Genomic DNA, 21,037 nt, shown 5'->3' on the forward strand with positions numbered 1-21,037 from the left:
CCACATTCGATAATGTGGCCTTTGTTGTTTTTAGGGTTGCTGTTTTTAATATGTCACGTTTATTCATAGCCGAAAAACCAAGCTTAGCGAGAGCGATAGCGGATGCGTTGCCAAAACCGCATAAGAAAGACCAAGGATTTATCACGTGTGGTAACGGTGACATCGTCACTTGGTGTATTGGGCATTTACTCGAGCAAGTTGAGCCGGATGCTTATGATGAACGTTTTAAAAAATGGAACCTAGCTGATTTGCCCATTATTCCGGAGCAATGGCAATTGCGCCCGAAGAAGACGGCGAGTAAGCAGCTTACAGTGATTAAAAAATTGGTAAAACAAGCCGGGCAACTTATTCATGCTGGCGATCCCGATCGAGAAGGCCAATTACTCGTCGATGAAGTCATTGATCACTGCAAAGTCTCCAAAGCAAAAAAAGAGTCGGTAGAACGATTGCTGATCAGTGATTTGAACTTACCCGCGGTAAAAAAAGCATTATCCAAACTACGCTCAAATCGAGATTTTATTCCATTATCTGTCTCTGCCTTGGCGCGCTCTCGAGCGGATTGGCTCTATGGAATGAATATGTCTCGTGCTTATACTTTGCTCGGGCAAAAAGCGGGGTATCAAGGGGTGTTATCGGTAGGGCGAGTACAAACACCAGTGCTTGGTTTGGTGGTTCGGCGTGATGAAGAGATAGAGCAGTTTATCCCTCGAGATTTTTTTACCGTTGATGCACTTATTCCATATCAAAATGATGGGCAAGCATTTGATATTCGAGCACGCTGGAAGCCTAGCGATGCTTGCCAGCCTTGGCAAGATGAGGAAGGGCGCGTCTTAAGTAAAAAATTGGCCGATAATGTTGCACTGCGAATTAAAGGTCAGCCTGCGACGGTGACTGAATCAGAGCAGAAACAGACGAAGCAAGCGCCTCCATTGCCTTATTCACTCTCAGCTTTACAAATCGATGCCGCAAAGCGTTATAACCTCAGTGCTCAGCAAGTGCTGGATATTTGTCAATCGCTGTATGAGAAACACAAGTTGATCACCTATCCACGTTCTGATAATCGCTATTTACCTCGCGGTCATCTAAGTGAAGCGGCGAAAGTATGTGAAGCGATTGCAAATAACGCTAAAGAACTGAATGGTGCAGTGCAAGACGCAGATTTATCGATCAAATCTAAAGCGTGGAACGACAGTAAAGTGGATGCTCACCACGCCATTATTCCGACACCGAAAAAATCCAGTGTTAATGGTTTGTCTGGCGCTGAAATGAATGTCTATCAGCTCATTGCTCGTCAATATTTACTGCAGTTTTATCCTCATGCGATTTTTGCTGAAGCGAAATTGGTGTTCGACATCGCTGGTGGCGTTTTTATCGCTAAGGGACGCCAATTGATTTCTGCTGGCTGGAAAACATTAATGGGGAAGCAAGAAAGTGATGATGAGGGGATAGATGCGGTTCCACCGCTAGCAAAAGGGACGGTGTTAACTTGCCGTGAAGGGGAAGTGACAGCACGTAAAACCGAACCGCCGCGTCATTTTACTGAAGCCACCCTGTTACAGGCCATGACTGGGATTGCTCGATTTGTTGCAGATAAAGATCTGAAAAAGATTTTACGTGATACCGATGGGCTTGGAACAGAAGCGACACGTGCTGGTATTCTCGATACCTTGTTTAAACGCCAGTTATTAAAACGCCAAGGTAAAACCATACTGAGTTCACCGGCTGGACGGGGATTGATTCACGCGTTACCTGATGAATCTACCTATCCTGACATGACGGCACACTGGGAGCATCAGTTACAAGCAATGGCGGAAAGAGGGCAAGCTTATCAGCCTTTTATGCACGCTTTAGAACAGCGTATGAGTGAGCTAATGGACCATGTTAAGCAAGGGCCGGTTCCTGATTCGCTGCGCTCATTACCTAAAGTAGAGCGCCCTGCATTTAAACGTAAACGCCGAAGTTACAGTAAAACGGGAACAAAAGGGGCAAGTAAAACGAGCAGTTCAACTCGCCGAGCCAAAAAGTCTTAAGTGTTCACAATCAACGCGGTCATTTAGCGCTAAAACTGCACTAGATCACCAAGGTATATGAGCACCATCAAAATTGACGAATTGTCCGGTACGTTTCATTGTTGCATTATGTATGAAGTTATATATCTGATAAGCCGATGTGTTAGGGTTCATTTGGGCATTTGGCCCGCCCATCGAGGTTTTGACCCAGCCAGGATGTATCGCGAGAACGGTAATGCCGCTAGGTTCTAAATCAATGCTGAGACTTTTCACTACTGAATTTAAGGCCGCTTTACTTGAACGATAAATATAAGCACCGCCCGATTGGTTATCGGTCATACTGCCCATTTTCGATGAAATAAAAGCCATTTTCTTATCGTTACCTTGTTTTACTAATGGCATGAACGCTTCGGCTAATTTTAATGGAGCAATGGCATTAACCTCTAGGGTGCGTCGCCATTCCATTTCGTCTGTCTGACCTAGGGGATAGCCTTTCGGTCCGTAGTAACCTGCATTGCTAATGACGATATCTAACGACGCAAATTGCTGTGCTAGTTTAGCCACAGCAAAGTAGTCGGTCACATCGAGTTTATGGCAAAACAATAAATGGTTATGAAGTTTTAAATCCAGTAGCTCTTTTGATTGTTGTGTGTCTCGATACGTAGCATGAACTTCATCACCATTGGCTAGATAGGTTTTGGCTAGCGCGAGTCCGATTCCTCGATTCGCACCTGTAATGAATACCCGGCTCATGTTTTAATCCTCAAAGGCGTTTATACCCAAACAATAGTTTGGTACTGGATAGGCTGAGTTGCAATTTTTCTCTAGTTGCACCACTTTTAACCTCTGTTACCCTATCGCCTCATTTATTTATCTTTCATGTTGGATGTGACCTTATGCTTCCTCTTGTTTATCACTCGATTTATTCACAACTTGAGCTTTCGCCAAATCACCGCTATCCGATCAATAAGTATCGTTTGTTGAGAATGGAATTAGAGAAACAAGCAGAGCAAGATCCCACATGGGGTGAACTGTTTGAATATTTTGAACCGAAACCAGTATCGGTCGATGAGGTAAAACGTGTTCATGCCAGTGAGTACGTCGATGCATTAATAAACGGGGATTTACCCGCCGCAAAAATGCGGCGCATTGGTTTTCCATGGAGCCAAGCTTTAATTGATAGAACCTTGATGTCGGCTGGCGGTACACGTTTAACCACAGAGAAAGCGCTAGAGCACGGTCTTGCAATTCATCTTAGTGGTGGTTATCACCATGCTCACTACGATTTTGGTAGTGGGTTTTGTTTATTTCATGATTTAGTGATTGCAGCCGATTGGGCACTTCAGCAAGAAGGCGTCGATCGAGTGCTAATCATTGATAGTGATGTTCATCATGGGGATGGAACAGCGGCGTTATGTGCACACCGAGATGACATCATCACGCTTTCTTTCCATTGCGATAAAAATTTTCCAGCGCGCAAGCCCGATTCTAATATCGATATTGGGTTACCTAAAATGGCTGGCGATGAGATTTTTCTGAGTCATTTTATGTCGGTGGTACCAATGGCTATCAATCTGTATCAGCCAGATTTGATCATTTATGATGCTGGTATTGATATCCATGAAGATGATGAACTGGGGCATTTAGCGGTGACAACTGCGGCTATCTACCAGCGCGACTATTTTATGCTTGAGGTAGCGAAAGAAAAAGAGATTCCGATGGCCTGTGTGGTTGGTGGTGGATATCGAGACCAACATGAGAGTTTGGTCCCCATTCATATGCAGTTATTTAAAGCGGCGCATGAGCACGCTCGTCAGAATAAACCTAAAGGGTAGGAGAGGGGCGGATTGCCTCTTTACCAACGTTATCTATATACTTAGTAGGCAGTTTTTTTAGTCCTTGTTTGAGAGCATTAAAACAAGTTTCATCAATAGCAGTGCCAACGTTTTCTGCCATTATTTCTAATGTCTTAGGTATGGGGATAGCTCCGCGATAAGGGCGTTCAGCCGTAATGGCATCAAAAATATCCGCAGTAGTAATGATTCGCGTCATTATAGATATTTCTTCAGCAATTAATCCATCGGGGTAGCCGGTACCGTCTAGTTTTTCATGATGGGCGGCGGCCATTTTAGCGAATTTCTTCAGTGGCGATATTTTCTCGATAATCTCCCTAGTAAAAACGGCGTGCTTTTGAATTTGTGCCCATTCTTCTTGATTCAACTTTCCGGGTTTATCCAATATTGTGTTACTGACGCCGAGCTTACCTAAATCATGCAGCAGTGCCGCACGTTTTAGCCATTGGCAATCTTCTTGGTCTAACCCCATTTCTTGAGCAATGATAGTGCTAAACACGGCCACGCGAGCACTGTGACCTGCGGTAAATGGACTTTTGGCATCGACGATTTTGCCAAAAGCAGCGACAATACTGTCGAAGTACTCATCATCGAGTGGAATCATCGCTTGAGCTGGCGACATAGACAGTACGAAAGGGGTGATCGAAGATGACTTGAGCGCAGCAGTAAAAGAGGATGTTTCTTTTAGTTGTCTACATAAAGCGACGAGGTGGGGATCTAACCAGGCTCCGGAACGATTTTCTACTTCCTCAAATGCGGAATTTAAATCGTGTTCACTTTGAAATACATCCATGACTTGCGCAAGCAAGGCAATTCGAGAAAATAGCGGAATATGTTCGCCTTCCAAACCATTGGGCTTCCCTGACCCATCCCAGTGTTCATCTAAATATTGTATCCCCTGAGCGACTTGTTCACTAAACCCCAATTCTCTAGCGACTTCAGCGCCTTGGGTACAGCGAGTTTGAATGAGTTCTTGAGCGTAATCCGATCCATTTTTTAATATATCAATCGTTGTTGAGATACGCTTGCGCCAATTTTCGCCAGAGCCTGCGTTTTTAATCACAAAATTAATGGCACTGGTTAGGCTGGTACCCACTGTTTTATAACGATGTTTAAACGTTCGATCATCGGTTGCATAGAGCTCACAGATGCGGGCGGCATTACTGCTACAACCCGCATCTTTGAGTAATAAGACGAAATATAAATCATACTGATCTGATAACGACAAGTGTAATAATTGTCCAATATTCATCCCTATCCAACAACAGCGCATACAGTGTTCTGGAGGCTGGCCTTCCGTCATATCTAGGGCAATGGTCAGCGATGAAATAAGCTCAGCGAGCGGCATATTGTGAGAGGTGAGTGCAGACATAGTCTTTGGCCAATATGGTGTAAATAACCTTATAAGTATAGTTGTTATCGTTTTTTGCACAGGAATAACCGACGACTGATTTGGAGGTGATTTTCGAGCGTCGGGTTAAGTATGCAAACGTAACAAAAGTATTGAGTCTGGGTGTTTCTGCCAGAATGCCATGGGATGAGTGCAGATCACTAGGCTTAAAGTGAAACAGCCAGTATTAAGGAGAGGATAAAGCAGACATAAAAATACCTCCGCAATGAGTAGCAACAATAATCACGGAGGTCATTTGAGTGTATGTATTTTAGTGACTAGGTATATCGATTAATCTGGTTTTACTGCGTATTTACCAGAGCCAAGAAATGCAACGGCAATACCGGCGAAAAGATAAACTGCAATATCTTCCACTATCCAGCCACCCACTTTTGATAGCGTGAAGAAATCGCCCAAATGAACTAATCCGATAACCACAACACTCGTGCCAACAATCAATACTGCGCCAATACGGCTGTACCAACCTAAGATCATCATTAGGGGAGCTAAAATTTCACCGATAAATACCGAATAGGCGAACCAAGCGGGCAGTCCAAGATCAACAAATAGACCTTCAATAAATCCGGTACCATGCATCGCTTTATGGATGCCATGAAGTAGCATCATAGCCCCAAAACCGACACGTAAAATGAATTTTGCTGCATCTGGGTGGCTTAGCCATTGATTGGTTTTTTCAACGAGAGCATTCATCGCCATTCCTCAAATTAGTGAATGATAACTGTTAATAATAAAACGTATTTTTAATATAAATTATGTTTCACTGCTCACATAATGATTAACCGATTCAACAATAGCTTACGTAATAAATTTGATATCAATAAGAGTTCATCAATGCATGGATATGGTCAATGAAAGTGTTCAATGATGGTCGATGTATTGCTTTGGGATGAGCAAGGGATATTTCGATACACGCATCCACATTATGCAGTGGTTTAAAGATCAATCCTGGCTGATGAAGCGTTTTACTCAAGATGTCGGGGACTATTGAGATACCCATGCCACTTCCTACTAATGCTAAGACTGACATAATGTTCGATTCACGGCTGATAATGTTCGGTTCGTAATTCGCTAACTGTCTAATCGCAGCGGCACCGTCATCTCGATGAGAGCTGGAATAAGTAATAAAAGACTCATGTTTAAGATCTTGCATCGTTAATTGGTGACGCTCAGACAAAGGATGATTGGCCGGCATTGCGACACAAGGTGGCCATTGTGACAGTGCTGTTGTGTGAATGGTATCGGGTACTGTGAGTGAGTAAGTGGTCAGAAAACCTGCGTCGATATCTCCACTGGCAAGTTGCTCAAGTTGAGTAAATGGATCGAGTTCTTTAAGGTGCAATTCAATATAAGGTTTGCTTTGGCGAAATGATTGCACAAATTGGCCTAATAACCCTGAATAGGTGACGCTACCTGAATAACCGACGGTTAATCTGCCTGTATCACCGGCAAATACACTTTTGGCAACGAGCTCTGCCCGAGAAGCATGCTCAAGCGCTAATTTTGCCTCAATTAAAAATTTCTCTCCTGCTTCAGTAAGCGTCACGCTGCGACTGGTACGTTTAAATAAATCGCCGCCAAGATTTTTCTCTAGTGCTTTGATTTGAATACTCAGTGCAGGTTGGGCGATATGCAATTTATTCGCAGCTCTCCCAAAATGAAGCTCTTGAGCCACCGTAACAAAATAGCGTAAATGACGAAGTTCCATTGTTTATCTTTTATATATCAATTGATGGTTAATTATATATTGGTATTTATCAGTTGGGGTGAATAAAATGTGACTCGTAGCATAAAAAATACGCATCAATGGCGAGTCACACTTCTCGTGTTTTGTGACATTTTAGAAGGGTAATATATGACGGATACACACACGATGGCATCGGCTGGGGGAGAAACGAAGTCTCGATCTATGCTGACATGGATATTAGGGGCATTATCGATCTTTGCCCCTTTTTCTACTGACATGTATTTATCTGGATTTAACTTAATGGCGAGCGATTTTGATACGTCAATGTCGCAAGTACAATTGAGCTTATCGACCTTTTTCGTTGGTATGGCTATCGGCCAATTACTCTATGGGCCTCTAATCGATCGATATGGTCGACGTGTGCCGCTCTTAGGTGGTGTTGCTTTATTCATTGTGACGTCTTTGGCGATTTTGTATGTTCTGAATATCGAAGGCTTGATTGGATTGCGTTTTTTCCAAGCCATTGGCGGCTGTTCAGGTATGGTCATTAGTCGGGCGATTATTCAAGATTTGTTTGATGAGCAAGAAGCGGCAAAGGCTTTATCTCTCATGATGGTCGTACAAACCGTGGGGCCGATTACCGCTCCTGTAATTGGTGCTTACCTGTTAGTGTTTGGTGGATGGAAGGCCGTATTCACCTTTTTAGTCGCATTTGGTGTGATCTGTTGGTTGATTACCGCTAAATGGGTCCCAGAGTCTTTACCAGTAGAGCGCCGGCAGAAGCAAAATATCGGTGAAATGATGACGGTGTTTAAACGCTTTCTTTGCGATTGGCGTTTTATGTCGCCAACTCTAGCCGGAAGTTTTTCCAATTCTGTTATGTTTTGCTTTATCACCGGATCGCCATTTGTACTGATGCAATTATTTGGTATGGGACGAGAAACTTACGGTTGGATGTTTAGTGGAACCGCTGCTGGTATGGTGATTACCAGCCAAGCAAACCGAATGTTATTAAAACGCTTTACGCCTAAATTATTGTTTACAGCATCGATTATTATTTCTTTGGTTGCTAGTGTCGCGTTAGTCCTAGTCAGAAATACCGATCAGCTTTGGTTATTCATGATTCCACTGTTTGTTTGTGTGTCTATGGTGCCAATGGTTTGTGCCAACTCCATTGCCATTGCCATGTCCGTAAGCGGCAGAGATGCAGGATCGGCATCGTCATTAGTTGGGGTATGTCAATTTGCCTTTGCGGGTGCAATCAGTGCGATTGTCGGCGCGTTGCATAATGGGACTTCTCTACCAATGTGTGGCATGATTTTGGTCTGTACGGTACTGGCTTTTGTGGTGAACTATCTGGGTCACAAAGCACCAGCCAAATAAATTGCACTTAATGGAGGGGAAGGGCAAGTAGGCCCTCCCCGTCGTCGTTTTACTCAAATTTAAACCAGTCAAACCCAGGTTGTCCGCTGGTGGACTTGATAGTGATGGTATGAGTCCCTGAGCTCAAATAAAGCGAAGTGGTTGCTGTCTCCCAAAAGTAAACGCCGCCAGTATTGGGTAAAAACAGACTTTGTGAGCTGTCACTATCTACTTGAATGCTAATTTGAGCGTTACTGGAAGCGGCATAGCTGACGCTCATGGAATAGGTTTTATCACTACTGGATTGAACCTGATAAGTCATGGCTTGTTCTGTTTCGTCTTGGTCGGAAAATAGTTGAACGACCGGGTTCCCATCACTATCTGTTGTTGCCCTGTGGTGCATTCCCGTCATGGTATAAGCATGTTCTGCCTGCAATGTCCCAGGTAGTGGAGCATAGTAATTACTTCCTGGAATCCCTTTATATAAAGATCCTAATGCACTCCATGAGCCGTAATCTGAACTTAAGATATCGACATAGGGTGATGCACTGGCCCCGCCACTGGTACGCCCGATAAACCAAGCGTAGCGGAATACATAATCTTGTTGTTCCATCCAACGTACCGTATCAGCCATGTAATCCATTTGGTTTTCTAACGTTTCATTACCACTATCACTGTAATTCCACTCAGTCACCCAAACTGGCTTATTGTATCGGGTATTAAACTTTTTTACGTATGCTTCAAATGAATCAGTCGTTGCCATGTAGCTATGCACTGCAATATAGTCGACACGACAATCACTGCAGTCGTCAAAAAAAGCATCAAGATATTCATAAGGGCTACCATCGTTATCTGTTCCCGGTATATCGACATCTCCTGGACTGTAATTGACTGCTGGTGCGACGAGTTTTAAATCAAAATCGTCCGCAATGGATTCTAAAGTAGGCCAAGCATCGGCTGCTTCTTGTGGGGTTAAGTTTGCTTGATCAGTAAAGTTAGGCTCGTTAAAGGCTAAAAGGTATTTTACTTCTGGGTGGTTGGTTAAATAGCTACGTAGTGCATCTTCATCAAAATTGGCATTGACGGCCATAGGAACGTATTCAACACCATATTGGGTGTAATCATCACCCACGGTATCTTCGGGCTCTGCTGACCAGTTATACCACCAAGCAATATGCCCGCTCATGGCCGCGAGATCGGCGGCTTGGGTATTGGCGTAGGCGAGTCCACGTTTGTCGCTAATAGTATCGGCAAAGGCGCTTGATGAGAAAAGACCGACCAAAAAGCTGCAATATAAGAGAGGAGTTGTACGAAAAAACATTGAGTGAGTTACCTATAGTCAAAGGAATAAAAAAAGTGGGGCACTTTTGCATAACTCGTAAACTTTAGGTAAAGCGATAGTGATGTGTGCGTTAGAAGTCGCTAAATTAACTCTAATTTGGAATGCAGTTAAAATTTATGTGGCAAAGGCTACTCGGCTATATCTACGTTATTGTCGTAAAATTGTTGAGTATTCCTGTACTTAATGTAAAAAACAGCATTAAAGGTGAACAGAACGAAAAAAAACTCAAAATTACGCACATTATTTCAGCAAACGGACCTAATAGGGGTTTACAAGTTTTATTACCCCGTATAATATGCGCCTCAACAACGGAGAGATGGCTGAGTGGTCGAAAGCACCGGTCTTGAAAACCGGCAACCGTTAATAGCGGTTCTAGGGTTCAAATCCCTATCTCTCCGCCACATTCGAAAAGCCCGCTGAGAAATCAGCGGGCTTTTTTCGTTTTCTACAGCTTATTTATCAATATCTAATATTCCCCCAAATTTCGGTAAGACATTTTTTGTTTTCGTATTCGCTCTTTTAGTCGCTACCATCCAGATTGTCTGAATTCCGACGGCAGAATACCTGTTTTCCCAAAGATAGAAGAAATGTTGCCTTTGCTGTGATCCTGTTCTGAACTTAGGTTTTTAAGAAAAATGAAAGGGTTAAATTGTGAAGAAGGCTGTTATTAGTCGAGATGGGATGTGAACTTTGTATCACTTTGATGCGATAGCTATTGTGTTAAGAAACCGGTTGCAATATTTCTTTATCTAAAGCGATAGCTAAGTCGCTAGAAAGGGCGTGTTACTGGTCAGCAGGCAAAAACCCAATATTACAGGTCATTTCTATGAGCCGTAATGTTGGGTTTTTTTGTATACAACAGCGCACAGGGTGATGGTATGAACTACAAAATAACCGCAGATAACATTCTGCAATGCGTAGGTGGTAAAGAAAATATCGCACATTTAGCCCATTGTTCGACAAGGGTCAGGTTGAGTCTAGTTGATGATGACATCGTTGATTACGAAGCACTTGGACATGTTGATGGCGTAATTGGTGTTCGGCGTAATGTGCAATGCCAAATTATCATTGGTAATGAAGTGGTCGAAGTGTATGAGGCGCTTGCTGAGTTGGTGGGAATAGATGTTCAAAGTACTCATCAGCCTAAATCGAAACAATCTTGGGGTGCCTTTATTCTTGATTTTGTCATCAGTATTTTTCAGCCATTGGTACCAGCTATCGCCGGTGGTGGGGTTTTAAAATCCATATTAATGCTGTTGGCAGTATTGGGGTTAGCGGATAAAAATTCGAATACGTTTCAGGTTCTTGATCTTGTTGGCACCGCGCCTCTGTACTTTCTCCCCCTATTGGTGGCAGCAACAACGGCAACCAAACTTAAAGTGAATATGCTGGTGGCTATCTCGACAGTGAGTGCGCTGCTCCTACCGAATATGAGTCAGTTACTTTCTTCTGGCATTACTCTAGGCCATTTGCCGGTGCAGCCTATTGCTTACGCATCTCAAGTTTTTCCGGCCATTCTATGTGTTCTGTTTTATGCGTTAATCGAAAAGCGCATTACTCAATATTCACCTAAAGCAATCCGCATCTTCTTTGTGCCGATGGTTTCGATGGCGATAACCGTGCCCGTGACTTTATTGTTACTTGGTCCTATTGGTTATTATGCTGGGGAACTGATGGCGACTGTTATTTTATTTCTGTTTGCTAAACTGGGGTTTGTTGCCACCGCGTTATTAGCAGCGATTTTGCCTTTTATGATTGCAGCGGGAATGCATAAAGCTTTAATCCCTTATGCAGTCGCCAGTTTTACGCAAATCGGTAAAGAACTCCTTTATCTGCCAGCTTCTTTAGCTCATAACATTTCCCAATCGGGTGCCAGTTTTGCTGTGGCCTTAAAAACCCAAGATTCTGCTCTACGTTCTACTGCAATTTCTGCGGGTATCTCAGCATTTTTCGGGATTACTGAACCTGCCATCTATGGGGTAACACTGATTCGTAAGCAGGTGTTGTACAGTGTTATGTTAGGTGGCGCAGTGGGCGGAGCATTCATTGGCTTCACCGCAATTGAAGCATTTGCATTGGTTGGGCCTGGCATAGCAAGTATTACAATGTTCACCTCTCCCGATAATGCGATGAATCTGGTTTATGCCTTAATTGCTATTCCTATCTCATTTTTCACTGCTTTTGCTGGTGTACTCATCATGTGGCGAGAATCTTCTGGTGAAGCAGAAAATCAAGATCCTAATTCTAAATCAACGCATGCGACGCCCGCTGGAACTGAGCACCATGCTTACTCTTTTTGTGCGCCAGTTATCGGGAAAGTGATTCCTCTTGAAGACGTTAAAGATGAGGTCTTTGCCAGCAAAATGGTAGGGGACGGAATTGCAGTGATTCCAACCGAGGGCGTGTTGTATGCCCCGATTGATGGCGAGATTTCAAGTGTGTATGAAACGGGGCATGCCATCAATATGATGAGTGCAAATGGGGCAGAGCTGCTGTTTCATATTGGTATTAATACGGTGGAGCTAGAGGGAAAATTCTTTTCGGTAAAAGTGAAGCCAGGTGATGAGGTTAACGCGGGTGATGAATTAATCAGGTTCGATTTAGAAGCAATCGTCAAAGCGGGTTACGACCCGACAGTGATGGCTATCGTAGCCAATTATGAACACTTTCAAATTGAACCGGTGGCGGTACAAAAACAGGCCGTCGATAAAAATCAAACCCTATTTATGATAGAGGAGCTAGTTTAAATGAGTAATAAACGCTTTCCGGATGGATTTTTATGGGGCGGTGCTATCGCTGCAAACCAAGCTGAAGGGGCTTGGAATGAAGGCGGTAAGGGATTATCTGTTGCTGATGTTGCCATGTTTAAAGCGAACGTCGATGTGAAGGATTACGCTAAGCATGTCGCGATAAACACTCAAACCATTACTGCCGCTATGCAAGATGAGAGTGATGCCGACTACCCTAAACGTCGTGGTATCGATTTTTATCACCGTTACGCAGAAGATATCGCCCTGTTTGGTGAGATGGGGTTTAAAGCATTACGACTTTCTATTGCGTGGTCACGTTTGTTTCCAACGGGTGAAGAAGCTCAGCCCAATATGGAAGGGGTTCAGTTCTACATTAATGTGTTCAAGGAAATGAAAAAACACAATATAGAGCCCATCGTCACTTTGTCACACTATGAAATGCCGCTAGCACTTAGCGTTAAGTACAACGGGTGGGTTGACCGTCAGGTGATTGACTGTTTTGTGCGTTTTTCTGATGCATGTTTTGATTACTTTAAGCCTTATGTGAAGTATTGGCTAACGTTTAATGAAGTAGACAGTATCTGCCGCCATCCTTTCACTACGGCAGGCATTATTCCTGACAAACTCACGCTAGGAAAAGAAAAGCAAGAGATCTATCAAGCGCTCCATCATCAACTGGTGGCATCGGCCATGGTGACGAGAGATTGCCATGAGAAAATCCCTGAAAGTATGGTCGGATGCATGTTGACTAAATTGACGACCTATCCACACACCTGCCATCCGAAAGATGTTGAACTGACACTATTAAAGAATCTGGATAACTATTTTTACGCTGATGTACAAGTATTTGGTGAATATCCGCCGCTGACTTTAAGCCGCTGGCAACGAGAAGGCATTAAGGTTGAAATGACTCAAGCTGATTGTGACGTGTTAAAAGCGCATACCGTAGATTACGTTACGTTTAGCTACTATATGTCGATGACAGAATCGGCAAGCGATGATGTAGAACGTGCCCCAGGAAATACCATCATCGGGGTTAAAAACCCGTATCTGGATGAAACAGAGTGGGGATGGCAGATTGACCCGGTCGGTTTGAAAATTTCGTTGCTTGAACTGTACGACCGTTATCGTAAGCCGCTAATGGTGGTGGAAAATGGGATGGGAGCAAAAGATACTGTTGAGAATGGCAACATTCATGATCCATATCGTATCAAGTACTTCAAAGAACATTTTGAGCAGATGCGTGAAGCGATCAATATGGGCGTTGATTGTATTGGCTATACCAGTTGGGGGCCGATTGATATCGTGAGTGCTTCGACTTCTCAAATGTCGAAACGTTATGGCTTTATCTATGTGGATCAAGATGATTTTGGCCAAGGTTCACTGGAACGTATGAGGAAAGATTCGTTCTATTGGTATCAAGATGTCATCAACACCAATGGAGAAAGCTTGTAATTATGTGATGAAACTAGTGGCCTTGAAGCTTATTTAGCAGCGTTTCGATGTCTTTCTTTCGCCCAGCGTTGGTAACGGGATAATCGGGGTCACTGGGATAAGTCAGCGTTTTTTTGAGAACGATGATCGCTTGCTGCTTTTCTCCTTGCTCGGCAAGAAAGTCAGCATAAAAATAATTGGTGGTACTATTGTAGGGATTCAGTTTTAAGCCCTCTTCCAAGAGTGTTTTCGCTTTGTCATCATTCCCAAAACTGATCGGCCAGCCGGGTGCTCGGTAATATAATGCACCTAGGGTCACATAAGGAGCGCCATGCATTGCGTGCGGGTGCTTCTTGATCACCTCTTCCAAAATTCCTTTTGCTTCTTTGATCAAACCTAATGCTTTTGTAACGCCGGATACTCCCGCTAAAGAGGCGATATTAATCGCAAGTAACGTATTGATATTGGGATTATCGGGCGCTTTCTTTGCTGCTTCACGCAGTTGAGTGATCAGTGCTGAAAAACACCCTGCCTGCTGTTTCTTTTCTGTGACTTGGTATTGGCACTTTGCCCACTGGGTTTCATAGGTATAGGTAGCGCTAACCTGATGAGCTGGCGCTGCTTGGCTGGTGGTGGCGAAGCCAATGAAGATTAGGTTCAAAAGTGCAAATAGACCAATAACGCGAACAAAAGAGAGCAACATGGAGATACCTTATCCTTGATAACCAATATCGAGTTTTTAATGATCACATAAAGAGAATGACAAAGTGATGACCACAGTGTTGAGCATAGCAAAAGAGCAAGAATTACCTTGCTCTTAATTTGATATTCCTGCGAATAACGACGAGAAATTAATATTGGGAATCTTTCAGAATGCGTTCGCCGTAGATACCATTTTTAGGAATAGGTTTGTAACTAGAGTTCGCTGAGCGCATAACACGAATCCCTTCCGCGCCGGCTTTACGAGCAGAGATGATATCGCCATCGGCATCGCCATAGTAAATTTTGATGTTATTGGCTTTGATGTACTGCGTTTTCATATATTTAGTGTGGCTAGAGCCAGAGAAAATAACGTCGTGCATATTTTTTATGTGAAACGTTTTTTTCAGGTAGTCAGTCGTGAAGTGACATTTCGACGGAGTACGTGCTGTAATGAAATAGATATCGTCACCACGTTCTTGGTGCATCGCAATGATTTTTTTCGCAATCTCTTTTGGCATACTGAACGCATCCCAACCACAGTTTGCCTTGTCCCAGAATTTTTGGTTACTTAGGTAAGAATAACCGCCGGGAGAAAATTCTTGTTGGCCACGGTAAAAGACGGGGGAACTAAATAGCGTTGTATCATCAACGTCTAGGCCAACAGCAATATGTCCTTTACCTTTTAGCTCATTTTTTATGTCGTCGACTGTGATCATTTTTAGATCTTTAGGGATACCATTATTGACTAATTCGATGGTTGAATAGCCTTTATGTGTGCCTGGTGTTTTTGGGTCAGCATTAGCCCCGGTACTAACCAAAGCACTAACGAGTAATGAAGTAACAAGAAGTGTTTTTTGCACCTGATTATCCTTAATATATAGCGAGTGTGACTTAATCTACATTAAAGACTGGATGCTATGTTGAGTTCCCTAGAATGTCTGTGATCTATACTTAAGTTATTGAAATATGATGAGACCTAATCAAATGACGTCAACATTCAGCTTATTGAGGCTGTTTGGCTATCATCAGGATTAATTGATTTATTCCGATTATGCTTTAAAAAATCGATCGCCAAACATGAATAATGCCAAACCTGTTAGCATGACGGCGAGCCCCGCGTATTTCCACCAATAGACTGGCCGGATCGGCATTTGAATTAAGCCAAAACTGTCGATCAACATTCCTGATATCAGTTGACCGATGATAAATAAAAACATGGCGTTAGTTATACCGATGCGGGGGGCTAAAAAAATACTGGTAAATACGGCTGCAGCACCAAAGAAGCCACCGGTCCAACGCCACCAAGGCTGTTGCGTTAATTGATTCGCCATACCAGACCATTGCACTTGGGTGGTAACTAAAATACCTAAGCAAAGTGAGCCAATACAGAAGGAGATAAACGCTGCCATCAATGGTTGATGGTTTACTCCTGTACTCAAACGGCTGTTGACGGCGGCTTGAATTGCTAAACCAAATCCACTGGCAAGTGCCATTACAAAATACAGCCAATTCATAATTCCCCCTAGAGGTTGACTTATTATTTTCGATACATCAATCGAGTCGTGCGTGAGATTTTAAGTAAGGTGCTGATTTGTAATTATAGACACTGAAGTATCTGAGTAGACAAGTAGGGTGGGCGGATTAAATAGTCAGAGACAGTGTGGTGCCAATAGCAAAGCGAATGAGAAGCTTAGTGGTCGCAAATTGGTGTCATTATTACTGGCTCTGACTTTCTAAGAATAGCGATTTGTTGATAATGTTACAAAATCAACAGCATTCTTGTTCGATCTTGTACAACAGATCCAAAGCCGGTTGATCCTCACATTGCTTAAAGTATTCAAACAGCATATTAAGTTGGTTCCCAATGAAGTGCAGATTGTCGTGTCCTCTCTGATGTTGCTGGTTACGTTTGTCGCTAAAGTATGTGTGCCAACGGTCATCGCCTAATTGGTTGTTTAGATTACTTTCTAGCATACCAATTAATAGGTCGGCATTTTGGTTACATTTAATTCCTTCAAATGACACATAGCGGTCTACGGTATTGTCTGATTTTTCCATCTTATACTTCCTTTTTATGTAAAACCGTTCGTATAGGAACTCTTTCTACTGCAAACCTAATACCAACTTTCTAAAAAAGAAAAGCGAGCAATAAGCTCGCTAATAAAATGCATTAAGATGAATTCAGTTAGGAAGGTTACTGCTCTTTAGCCGCTGCCATCTCTTGTTCGCGTGTTTTCTTAGCCATCGCAGTGAGAAAGACTTTAAAGAGGATGCCACTGAAGTAGCCACTCAGCGTCACGGCGAAAAATATGGACACAATGCAATCTATCCATAGGTAGTCGCTGGTGATGATTCGTGGTTGATAGATGAGAACTCCAAGAATGACGACCCAATGGCTCATGCAATAAAAGCAGCGGAATAAATAACTGATCATATGACCGCATTTACTTGCAAGCTCGCGAATCGGAACAAAAAGTTCGGTTTGGGTAATGGTGATAGAAATACTCGCTGAAGCAAGTGCAAGTACGATACATACCCAAAGTGCATGCAGTGATTCGGTAAAGAGTGCCATTATTGTGCCTTATTGATTTCATGTAACTTGAGAAGTTACATGAAAAATTGATGTAGATCAATTTCGATCAACTATTGGATAGCAGCACAATAACGTTGGATAAAGTCATCATTTAAATTGGCCAAGCTAATCGTTTTAAATCGTTCTAAGATCAGATTCTTAGCTTGTTGCAATGTGTCGTCGAGTGAGTGATTGACGGTTTGTTCTACAACACAATTAGGTTCATGCTGTTCAAAGCCAATAGCGAATAATTGAGGACTACCCACTGCGTGGTAAATATCAAGTAGTGTTATTGTTGAAAAGTCACAGGCAATTGACCAACCACCGCCATGCCCCTTTTCTGAGCTCACGTAACCAGACTTTCTTAACCCAGCCATGGTGCGACGAATGACCGCTGCGTTGGTGTTTAACATGGCAGCTATCTGATCAGATGTCATTGGATGATCGGGTTGGCGTGCAAGGTGCAGCAAGATGTGGAGAACACGAGAGAGGCGACTATCGGTACGCATGAATAGGATCTTGTTTACTGAGGATATGATCACTGAGAATAACAGCCTGTGATCGTTTGTCTAGGGAGTCACGTTTAGATAGTAAAAAAGAGAGCCGAAGCTCTCTTTTTAGGTGTATGGTCGGACTGAGAGGATTTGAACCTCCGACCCCCGACACCCCATGACGGTGCGCTACCAAGCTGCGCTACAGTCCGATGAAAACACTCTAATCAACTTTGAGTTGAGCGTCAAGCTAAACCATATCTAAGAGTATGATTTAATTATCCTTTGCATAAAAGCGTTGTAGCTCTGTTAGGCCTTGTAATAAAACTGGCAAGGTCGGGCTTTCATGCTTAATCCGATGGTAATGTTTATCGTATAACTTAAAGTTACCGAATTTGTCGACTACGGTTGTTTTATCACCAGTAATGAGTGCCAGTTCTCGTTCATCACCAGCTAGAATCCATTTTCGTTTTGTCTCATCAAATAAACTACGACCGCTACTAAAATCACTTGGGTTAGAAGAAACACCCATCAGGTCTTGTAAAATAGTGACGGAAAAGTCTAAGTGACTTGAACGATGTTTGAATTGTGCCGCCAATTTCCCCGGCCAGTGAATGACCATCGGTACTTTTATTTGGTATTGGCTGTAGTTACTGTTCGAGCCCCAACTGTTGGTGTTTGTTTCATCAAACTCCATACCATGATTTGAGGTGATAACGACAACGGTATCTTTTAGTAGAGCCATCGCTTGGAGTTTATCCAGCACTTTACCCAGTTCAGCATCCGCTGCTTGAACAGAGTGTTTGTAATCGGCTAACAGGCGTTTTTGTGTAGACTGCTCTGATGAATCACCATTACTAAAATCTTTAAAGTTCTCGACAGAGGTGAGCTCCATATAGCTAAACCAGTGATGAGAGCCTTGTTCAGTCGCCCACTGTGCCCAACGATTTATCGTTTGTATGTCTGGATTGATCCCTTGTTTGAAAGGCGTTCTTACCATAGGAAGCCCACGGAACATGGTCTCTTCGTATAAGGTGTCATCAAAGTTAGTGCCACTAAACAAACCGAAGTGATATTTGTGTTCTTTTAACACATTAAGCATGACTGGCGACGCCCCTTGAGCAGTAATGCTGCTCGCGTAGCTGCTTGGTAGCCCGTAGAACAAACCAAATAAGCCAAACATATCGTTACTAGAACTATAGTGGTTAAGAAAATTGAGATTATTTTGGGCAAATGCATAAGTGTTTGGCATATCTTGCTTATTCAATGCATCGGCGCGTAAATTATTGACGCTTATCACTAATACGTTGAGTTCATTCGCTCGACGACCAAATTCAATTTTCTCAAGAGGGTAGTTCACTAAATCAACATTGTGTTGATTCTCTTCAAGACGTTTCAAATACTCGTCGCGATCCAATAAACCATGTTTTTCCATAAAGGATTTAGCGGTCATAGGGTAAGACAACGGGAAGTTCGATTTTTGGCTGGTGACTGGCGTATAAAAATACGCATCAGACCAAACATAGATTAAATGGCTTGCAATAAAACAGACAAAAAAGACGGCCGCCATTGGGCGACCAATCCTTTTATGGGATAGTTTACGCTGTTTACGCCAAACCCATTCCGAAAGGCCGAGCTCTAAAAGGAAGATCAATGGCAACACCACGAAGAGGTGTTGCAAATCAGCACTGATACTGCTGGTTTCGTCGCTAAATAATAGCTCCCATACAACCGGCGTTAGGTGCAGATTAATAATCTGATAGGCTTGAGTATCCACTAACAGTACTGTGAGTCCAAAGGTGGAAAAACAGACCGCGAAAAAGCGGAATACTGCGCGTGACGGAATAATAAAGGTCAGCGGAAACAGAATCAGCAAATATAAAGCGAAAACCAAGAAACCAAAATGACCCACCCAGGAAACAGACAAATAGAGCTGTCCTAAAAAGGTATCAGGCCATGGTGATTGGGCAATATAACGCGTACCTATCAGCATCGCTGCAATGATATTGAAGAAGGCAAACCAGTGCCCCCAACCGACTAAACGTGATACTCGTTCGCCGTATGTGTTTCCGCTATCTACCATGTGATGTTCTGTTATTTATCCGTTTTTATGATGAACTCAATCTTCTAAAGATGACACCAAAGCTTGTGCGAATTTCTCTGCAATGGCTTTACGTTGCGCAGCCGCGACGTTCTGATTGATAACATTTGTGGCAATGTTGCCCGCGACCATCAAGGTTAACTCTGATGATGCTTGATGTTTTTCAAGAACAGCAGCAATTTCAGTCAAAATTGTTTCAACTTTTTCGTCACTATATTTCGATGTAATAGGCATAAATACTCTGATGATGATAGTAAAAGCGGCTTATGATAACCTACTATGCCTTACAACTGAAACCACAACGATGATAATTTCACTATGAGTCTGCACCTTTCTAATGTCATTTTGCATCAATTGCGTAAAAATGATAACGACGAGCTTGTCGTAAACTTTAGAGCACAAGCCCTTGATAATGATAACTCAACTGAGAACCTAGTGGCTGAATTGCATCGAGTTTTTAATGCAAAAGCAGGTAAAGGTTTTGGTTCTTTCCAATCTGACAGCGATTTTGAACTGTGGTTGCAAGAACTACGTCAGGGAACTCGCAATTTTTACGATTTCTCACAAATTAGCGCTCAGCGCTTAAAAGATGAACTATCTAAGTATCCATTTGCCGATGAAGGTATTTTGGTGATGGCTGAATATCAATCATTGGCGACAGATTACTTGTTTATTGGTCTTCTTCCTATGCACCAAAGCCTTAAAGTAACCGAAAGGCTTGATATCAGTGCAACCGACTACTTAGATATTAGCAAAATGGACATTGCTGCGCGTATAGATATTTCGAGTTATGAGACAGATAAAGAGTCAAACCGTTATCTAGCGTATATCAAAGGACGAGTTGGACGTAAGGTAGCGGACTTTTTCCTCGACTTTTTGCAAGCCGAAGTGGGCCTAGATACGAAACAGCAAAATCAGGTGTTAATGCAGGCCGTCGAAGATTTTTGTACCGATTCTCAACTGGAAAAAAGTGAAGCAATTAGTTACAAAAAACAGGTCTACGATTACTGTAATGAGCAGATTAAATCAGGCGATGAGATTGAAATTAAGGAATTGTCTGGTGAATTAGAGCCGACAACCGAAGGTACTAGCTTTCTAGATTTTACTCAGCAGCATGGTTATGAATTGGAAGAGAGCTTCCCCGGCGATCGAAGCACAGTACGTAAGTTAACGAAATACGTCGGTGCTGGTGGTGGTTTAAATATCAGTTTTGATAGTTTATTGATGGGCGAACGAGTGTTTTATGATCCAGAAACGGATACTTTAACGATTAAAGGTACGCCACCTAATTTACGTGACCAATTAACTCGTAATAAATAACGTTAT

The 21,037-nt window shown here is 42.8% G+C and carries 19 protein-coding genes and 2 tRNA genes; 7 read left to right on the top strand and 14 right to left on the bottom strand.

Going from position 1 to position 21,037, the window contains the following annotated elements; genetic code table 11:
• Positions 1-50: 50 nt before the first annotated feature.
• Positions 51-2,030 (top strand): DNA topoisomerase III, encoded by a 1,980-nt coding sequence (locus tag F9817_RS02845; protein ID WP_161153451.1) that lies wholly within the window; start codon positions 51-53, stop codon positions 2,028-2,030.
• A gap of 45 nt (positions 2,031-2,075) precedes the next feature.
• On the opposite strand, the gene F9817_RS02850 is transcribed toward F9817_RS02845, so the two are convergent.
• A complete protein-coding gene (locus F9817_RS02850; RefSeq protein WP_161153452.1) occupies positions 2,076-2,762 on the bottom strand; it encodes an SDR family oxidoreductase in 687 nt (228 codons plus the stop codon).
• A gap of 143 nt (positions 2,763-2,905) precedes the next feature.
• Here F9817_RS02850 and F9817_RS02855 point away from each other — a divergent pair, with 143 nt between their 5' ends.
• The gene (locus F9817_RS02855; RefSeq protein WP_161153453.1) at positions 2,906-3,844 is read left to right on the top strand and encodes a histone deacetylase family protein; all 939 of its coding nucleotides are present in this window, start codon (positions 2,906-2,908) and stop codon (positions 3,842-3,844) included.
• On the opposite strand, the gene F9817_RS02860 is transcribed toward F9817_RS02855, so the two are convergent.
• The 3 genes from F9817_RS02860 to F9817_RS02870 all read right to left on the bottom strand — a co-directional run bounded on the left by F9817_RS02860 (position 3,834) and on the right by F9817_RS02870 (position 6,978).
• The gene (locus F9817_RS02860; protein WP_161153454.1) at positions 3,834-5,234 is read right to left on the bottom strand and encodes an HD-GYP domain-containing protein; all 1,401 of its coding nucleotides are present in this window, start codon (positions 5,232-5,234) and stop codon (positions 3,834-3,836) included. The genes F9817_RS02855 and F9817_RS02860 overlap by 11 nt on opposite strands.
• A 309-nt stretch (positions 5,235-5,543) precedes the next feature.
• Positions 5,544-5,963 carry a DoxX family protein gene (locus tag F9817_RS02865; RefSeq protein WP_161153455.1) on the bottom strand — a complete coding sequence of 140 codons (420 nt, stop codon included), beginning with the start codon at positions 5,961-5,963 and terminating at the stop codon, positions 5,544-5,546.
• 124 nt (positions 5,964-6,087) lie between these two features.
• Entirely contained in the window at positions 6,088-6,978 is an 891-nt protein-coding gene (locus F9817_RS02870) for a LysR family transcriptional regulator (RefSeq protein ID WP_161153456.1), read from the bottom strand.
• A 147-nt stretch (positions 6,979-7,125) separates the two neighbouring features.
• Between F9817_RS02870 and F9817_RS02875 the strand changes: the two genes are divergently transcribed.
• Positions 7,126-8,340, top strand: coding sequence for a multidrug effflux MFS transporter (locus tag F9817_RS02875; RefSeq protein ID WP_161153457.1), 1,215 nt, complete (start codon positions 7,126-7,128; stop codon positions 8,338-8,340).
• A 49-nt stretch (positions 8,341-8,389) separates the two neighbouring features.
• On the opposite strand, the gene F9817_RS02880 is transcribed toward F9817_RS02875, so the two are convergent.
• Positions 8,390-9,640 carry a glycosyl hydrolase gene (locus F9817_RS02880; RefSeq protein ID WP_161153458.1) on the bottom strand — a complete coding sequence of 417 codons (1,251 nt, stop codon included), beginning with the start codon at positions 9,638-9,640 and terminating at the stop codon, positions 8,390-8,392.
• Between the two features lie 331 nt (positions 9,641-9,971).
• Between F9817_RS02880 and F9817_RS02885 the strand changes: the two genes are divergently transcribed.
• The 3 genes from F9817_RS02885 to F9817_RS02895 all read left to right on the top strand — a co-directional run bounded on the left by F9817_RS02885 (position 9,972) and on the right by F9817_RS02895 (position 13,866).
• Positions 9,972-10,062: transfer RNA gene (locus F9817_RS02885), tRNA-Ser, on the top strand.
• A gap of 477 nt (positions 10,063-10,539) precedes the next feature.
• On the top strand, positions 10,540-12,408 hold the full coding sequence (locus F9817_RS02890) for a beta-glucoside-specific PTS transporter subunit IIABC (RefSeq protein ID WP_161153459.1): 1,869 nt from the start codon (positions 10,540-10,542) through the stop codon (positions 12,406-12,408).
• Positions 12,409-13,866 carry a glycoside hydrolase family 1 protein gene (locus F9817_RS02895; protein WP_161153460.1) on the top strand — a complete coding sequence of 486 codons (1,458 nt, stop codon included), beginning with the start codon at positions 12,409-12,411 and terminating at the stop codon, positions 13,864-13,866.
• 13 nt (positions 13,867-13,879) lie between these two features.
• On the opposite strand, the gene F9817_RS02900 is transcribed toward F9817_RS02895, so the two are convergent.
• From F9817_RS02900 to F9817_RS02940, 9 genes are all read right to left on the bottom strand, one after another.
• Positions 13,880-14,548: a tetratricopeptide repeat protein gene (locus tag F9817_RS02900; protein WP_161153461.1), complete on the bottom strand. Its 669-nt coding sequence runs from the start codon at positions 14,546-14,548 to the stop codon at positions 13,880-13,882.
• A gap of 148 nt (positions 14,549-14,696) precedes the next feature.
• Positions 14,697-15,407: an acid phosphatase AphA gene (aphA, locus tag F9817_RS02905; RefSeq protein ID WP_161153462.1), complete on the bottom strand. Its 711-nt coding sequence runs from the start codon at positions 15,405-15,407 to the stop codon at positions 14,697-14,699.
• Positions 15,408-15,596: 189 nt separating this feature from the next.
• Positions 15,597-16,061, bottom strand: a complete 465-nt coding sequence (locus tag F9817_RS02910) for a DMT family transporter (RefSeq protein WP_161153463.1) — start codon at positions 16,059-16,061, stop codon at positions 15,597-15,599.
• A 253-nt stretch (positions 16,062-16,314) separates the two neighbouring features.
• Positions 16,315-16,605, bottom strand: coding sequence for a N(2)-fixation sustaining protein CowN (cowN, locus tag F9817_RS02915; RefSeq protein WP_161153464.1), 291 nt, complete (start codon positions 16,603-16,605; stop codon positions 16,315-16,317).
• A gap of 136 nt (positions 16,606-16,741) precedes the next feature.
• On the bottom strand, positions 16,742-17,119 hold the full coding sequence (locus F9817_RS02920) for a DUF1360 domain-containing protein (RefSeq protein WP_161153465.1): 378 nt from the start codon (positions 17,117-17,119) through the stop codon (positions 16,742-16,744).
• A gap of 71 nt (positions 17,120-17,190) precedes the next feature.
• Positions 17,191-17,628, bottom strand: coding sequence for an Rrf2 family transcriptional regulator (locus tag F9817_RS02925; RefSeq protein WP_161153466.1), 438 nt, complete (start codon positions 17,626-17,628; stop codon positions 17,191-17,193).
• A gap of 117 nt (positions 17,629-17,745) precedes the next feature.
• Positions 17,746-17,822: transfer RNA gene (locus F9817_RS02930), tRNA-Pro, on the bottom strand.
• 62 nt (positions 17,823-17,884) lie between these two features.
• On the bottom strand, positions 17,885-19,693 hold the full coding sequence (locus F9817_RS02935; RefSeq protein ID WP_161153467.1) for a DUF3413 domain-containing protein: 1,809 nt from the start codon (positions 19,691-19,693) through the stop codon (positions 17,885-17,887).
• Positions 19,694-19,729: 36 nt separating this feature from the next.
• A complete protein-coding gene (locus F9817_RS02940; RefSeq protein ID WP_161153468.1) occupies positions 19,730-19,945 on the bottom strand; it encodes a YejL family protein in 216 nt (71 codons plus the stop codon).
• 84 nt (positions 19,946-20,029) lie between these two features.
• On the opposite strand from F9817_RS02940, the gene yejK reads away from it, so the two are divergent.
• Entirely contained in the window at positions 20,030-21,031 is a 1,002-nt protein-coding gene (yejK, locus tag F9817_RS02945) for a nucleoid-associated protein YejK (RefSeq protein WP_161153469.1), read from the top strand.
• Positions 21,032-21,037 lie beyond the last annotated feature (6 nt).

This window comes from Vibrio eleionomae, assembly GCF_009874545.1.
Classification (GTDB): domain Bacteria; phylum Pseudomonadota; class Gammaproteobacteria; order Enterobacterales; family Vibrionaceae; genus Vibrio; species Vibrio nitrifigilis.

Bases quoted from the DNA above. Each gene is read 5' to 3' on its own strand.
- F9817_RS02920 (WP_161153465.1), bottom strand. From the start codon at position 17,119: ATGGCACTCTTTACCGAATCACTGCATGCACTTTGGGTATGTATCGTA.
- F9817_RS02940 (WP_161153468.1), bottom strand. From the start codon at position 19,945: ATGCCTATTACATCGAAATATAGTGACGAAAAAGTTGAAACAATTTTG.
- F9817_RS02860 (WP_161153454.1), bottom strand. From the start codon at position 5,234: ATGTCTGCACTCACCTCTCACAATATGCCGCTCGCTGAGCTTATTTCA.
- F9817_RS02880 (WP_161153458.1), bottom strand. From the start codon at position 9,640: ATGTTTTTTCGTACAACTCCTCTCTTATATTGCAGCTTTTTGGTCGGT.
- cowN (WP_161153464.1), bottom strand. From the start codon at position 16,605: ATGGAAAAATCAGACAATACCGTAGACCGCTATGTGTCATTTGAAGGA.
- F9817_RS02865 (WP_161153455.1), bottom strand. From the start codon at position 5,963: ATGAATGCTCTCGTTGAAAAAACCAATCAATGGCTAAGCCACCCAGAT.
- F9817_RS02900 (WP_161153461.1), bottom strand. From the start codon at position 14,548: ATGTTGCTCTCTTTTGTTCGCGTTATTGGTCTATTTGCACTTTTGAAC.
- F9817_RS02870 (WP_161153456.1), bottom strand. From the start codon at position 6,978: ATGGAACTTCGTCATTTACGCTATTTTGTTACGGTGGCTCAAGAGCTT.
- F9817_RS02910 (WP_161153463.1), bottom strand. From the start codon at position 16,061: ATGAATTGGCTGTATTTTGTAATGGCACTTGCCAGTGGATTTGGTTTA.
- F9817_RS02850 (WP_161153452.1), bottom strand. From the start codon at position 2,762: ATGAGCCGGGTATTCATTACAGGTGCGAATCGAGGAATCGGACTCGCG.
- F9817_RS02895 (WP_161153460.1), top strand. From the start codon at position 12,409: ATGAGTAATAAACGCTTTCCGGATGGATTTTTATGGGGCGGTGCTATC.
- yejK (WP_161153469.1), top strand. From the start codon at position 20,030: ATGAGTCTGCACCTTTCTAATGTCATTTTGCATCAATTGCGTAAAAAT.
- F9817_RS02845 (WP_161153451.1), top strand. From the start codon at position 51: ATGTCACGTTTATTCATAGCCGAAAAACCAAGCTTAGCGAGAGCGATA.
- F9817_RS02875 (WP_161153457.1), top strand. From the start codon at position 7,126: ATGACGGATACACACACGATGGCATCGGCTGGGGGAGAAACGAAGTCT.
- F9817_RS02890 (WP_161153459.1), top strand. From the start codon at position 10,540: ATGAACTACAAAATAACCGCAGATAACATTCTGCAATGCGTAGGTGGT.
- F9817_RS02935 (WP_161153467.1), bottom strand. From the start codon at position 19,693: ATGGTAGATAGCGGAAACACATACGGCGAACGAGTATCACGTTTAGTC.
- F9817_RS02855 (WP_161153453.1), top strand. From the start codon at position 2,906: ATGCTTCCTCTTGTTTATCACTCGATTTATTCACAACTTGAGCTTTCG.
- F9817_RS02925 (WP_161153466.1), bottom strand. From the start codon at position 17,628: ATGCGTACCGATAGTCGCCTCTCTCGTGTTCTCCACATCTTGCTGCAC.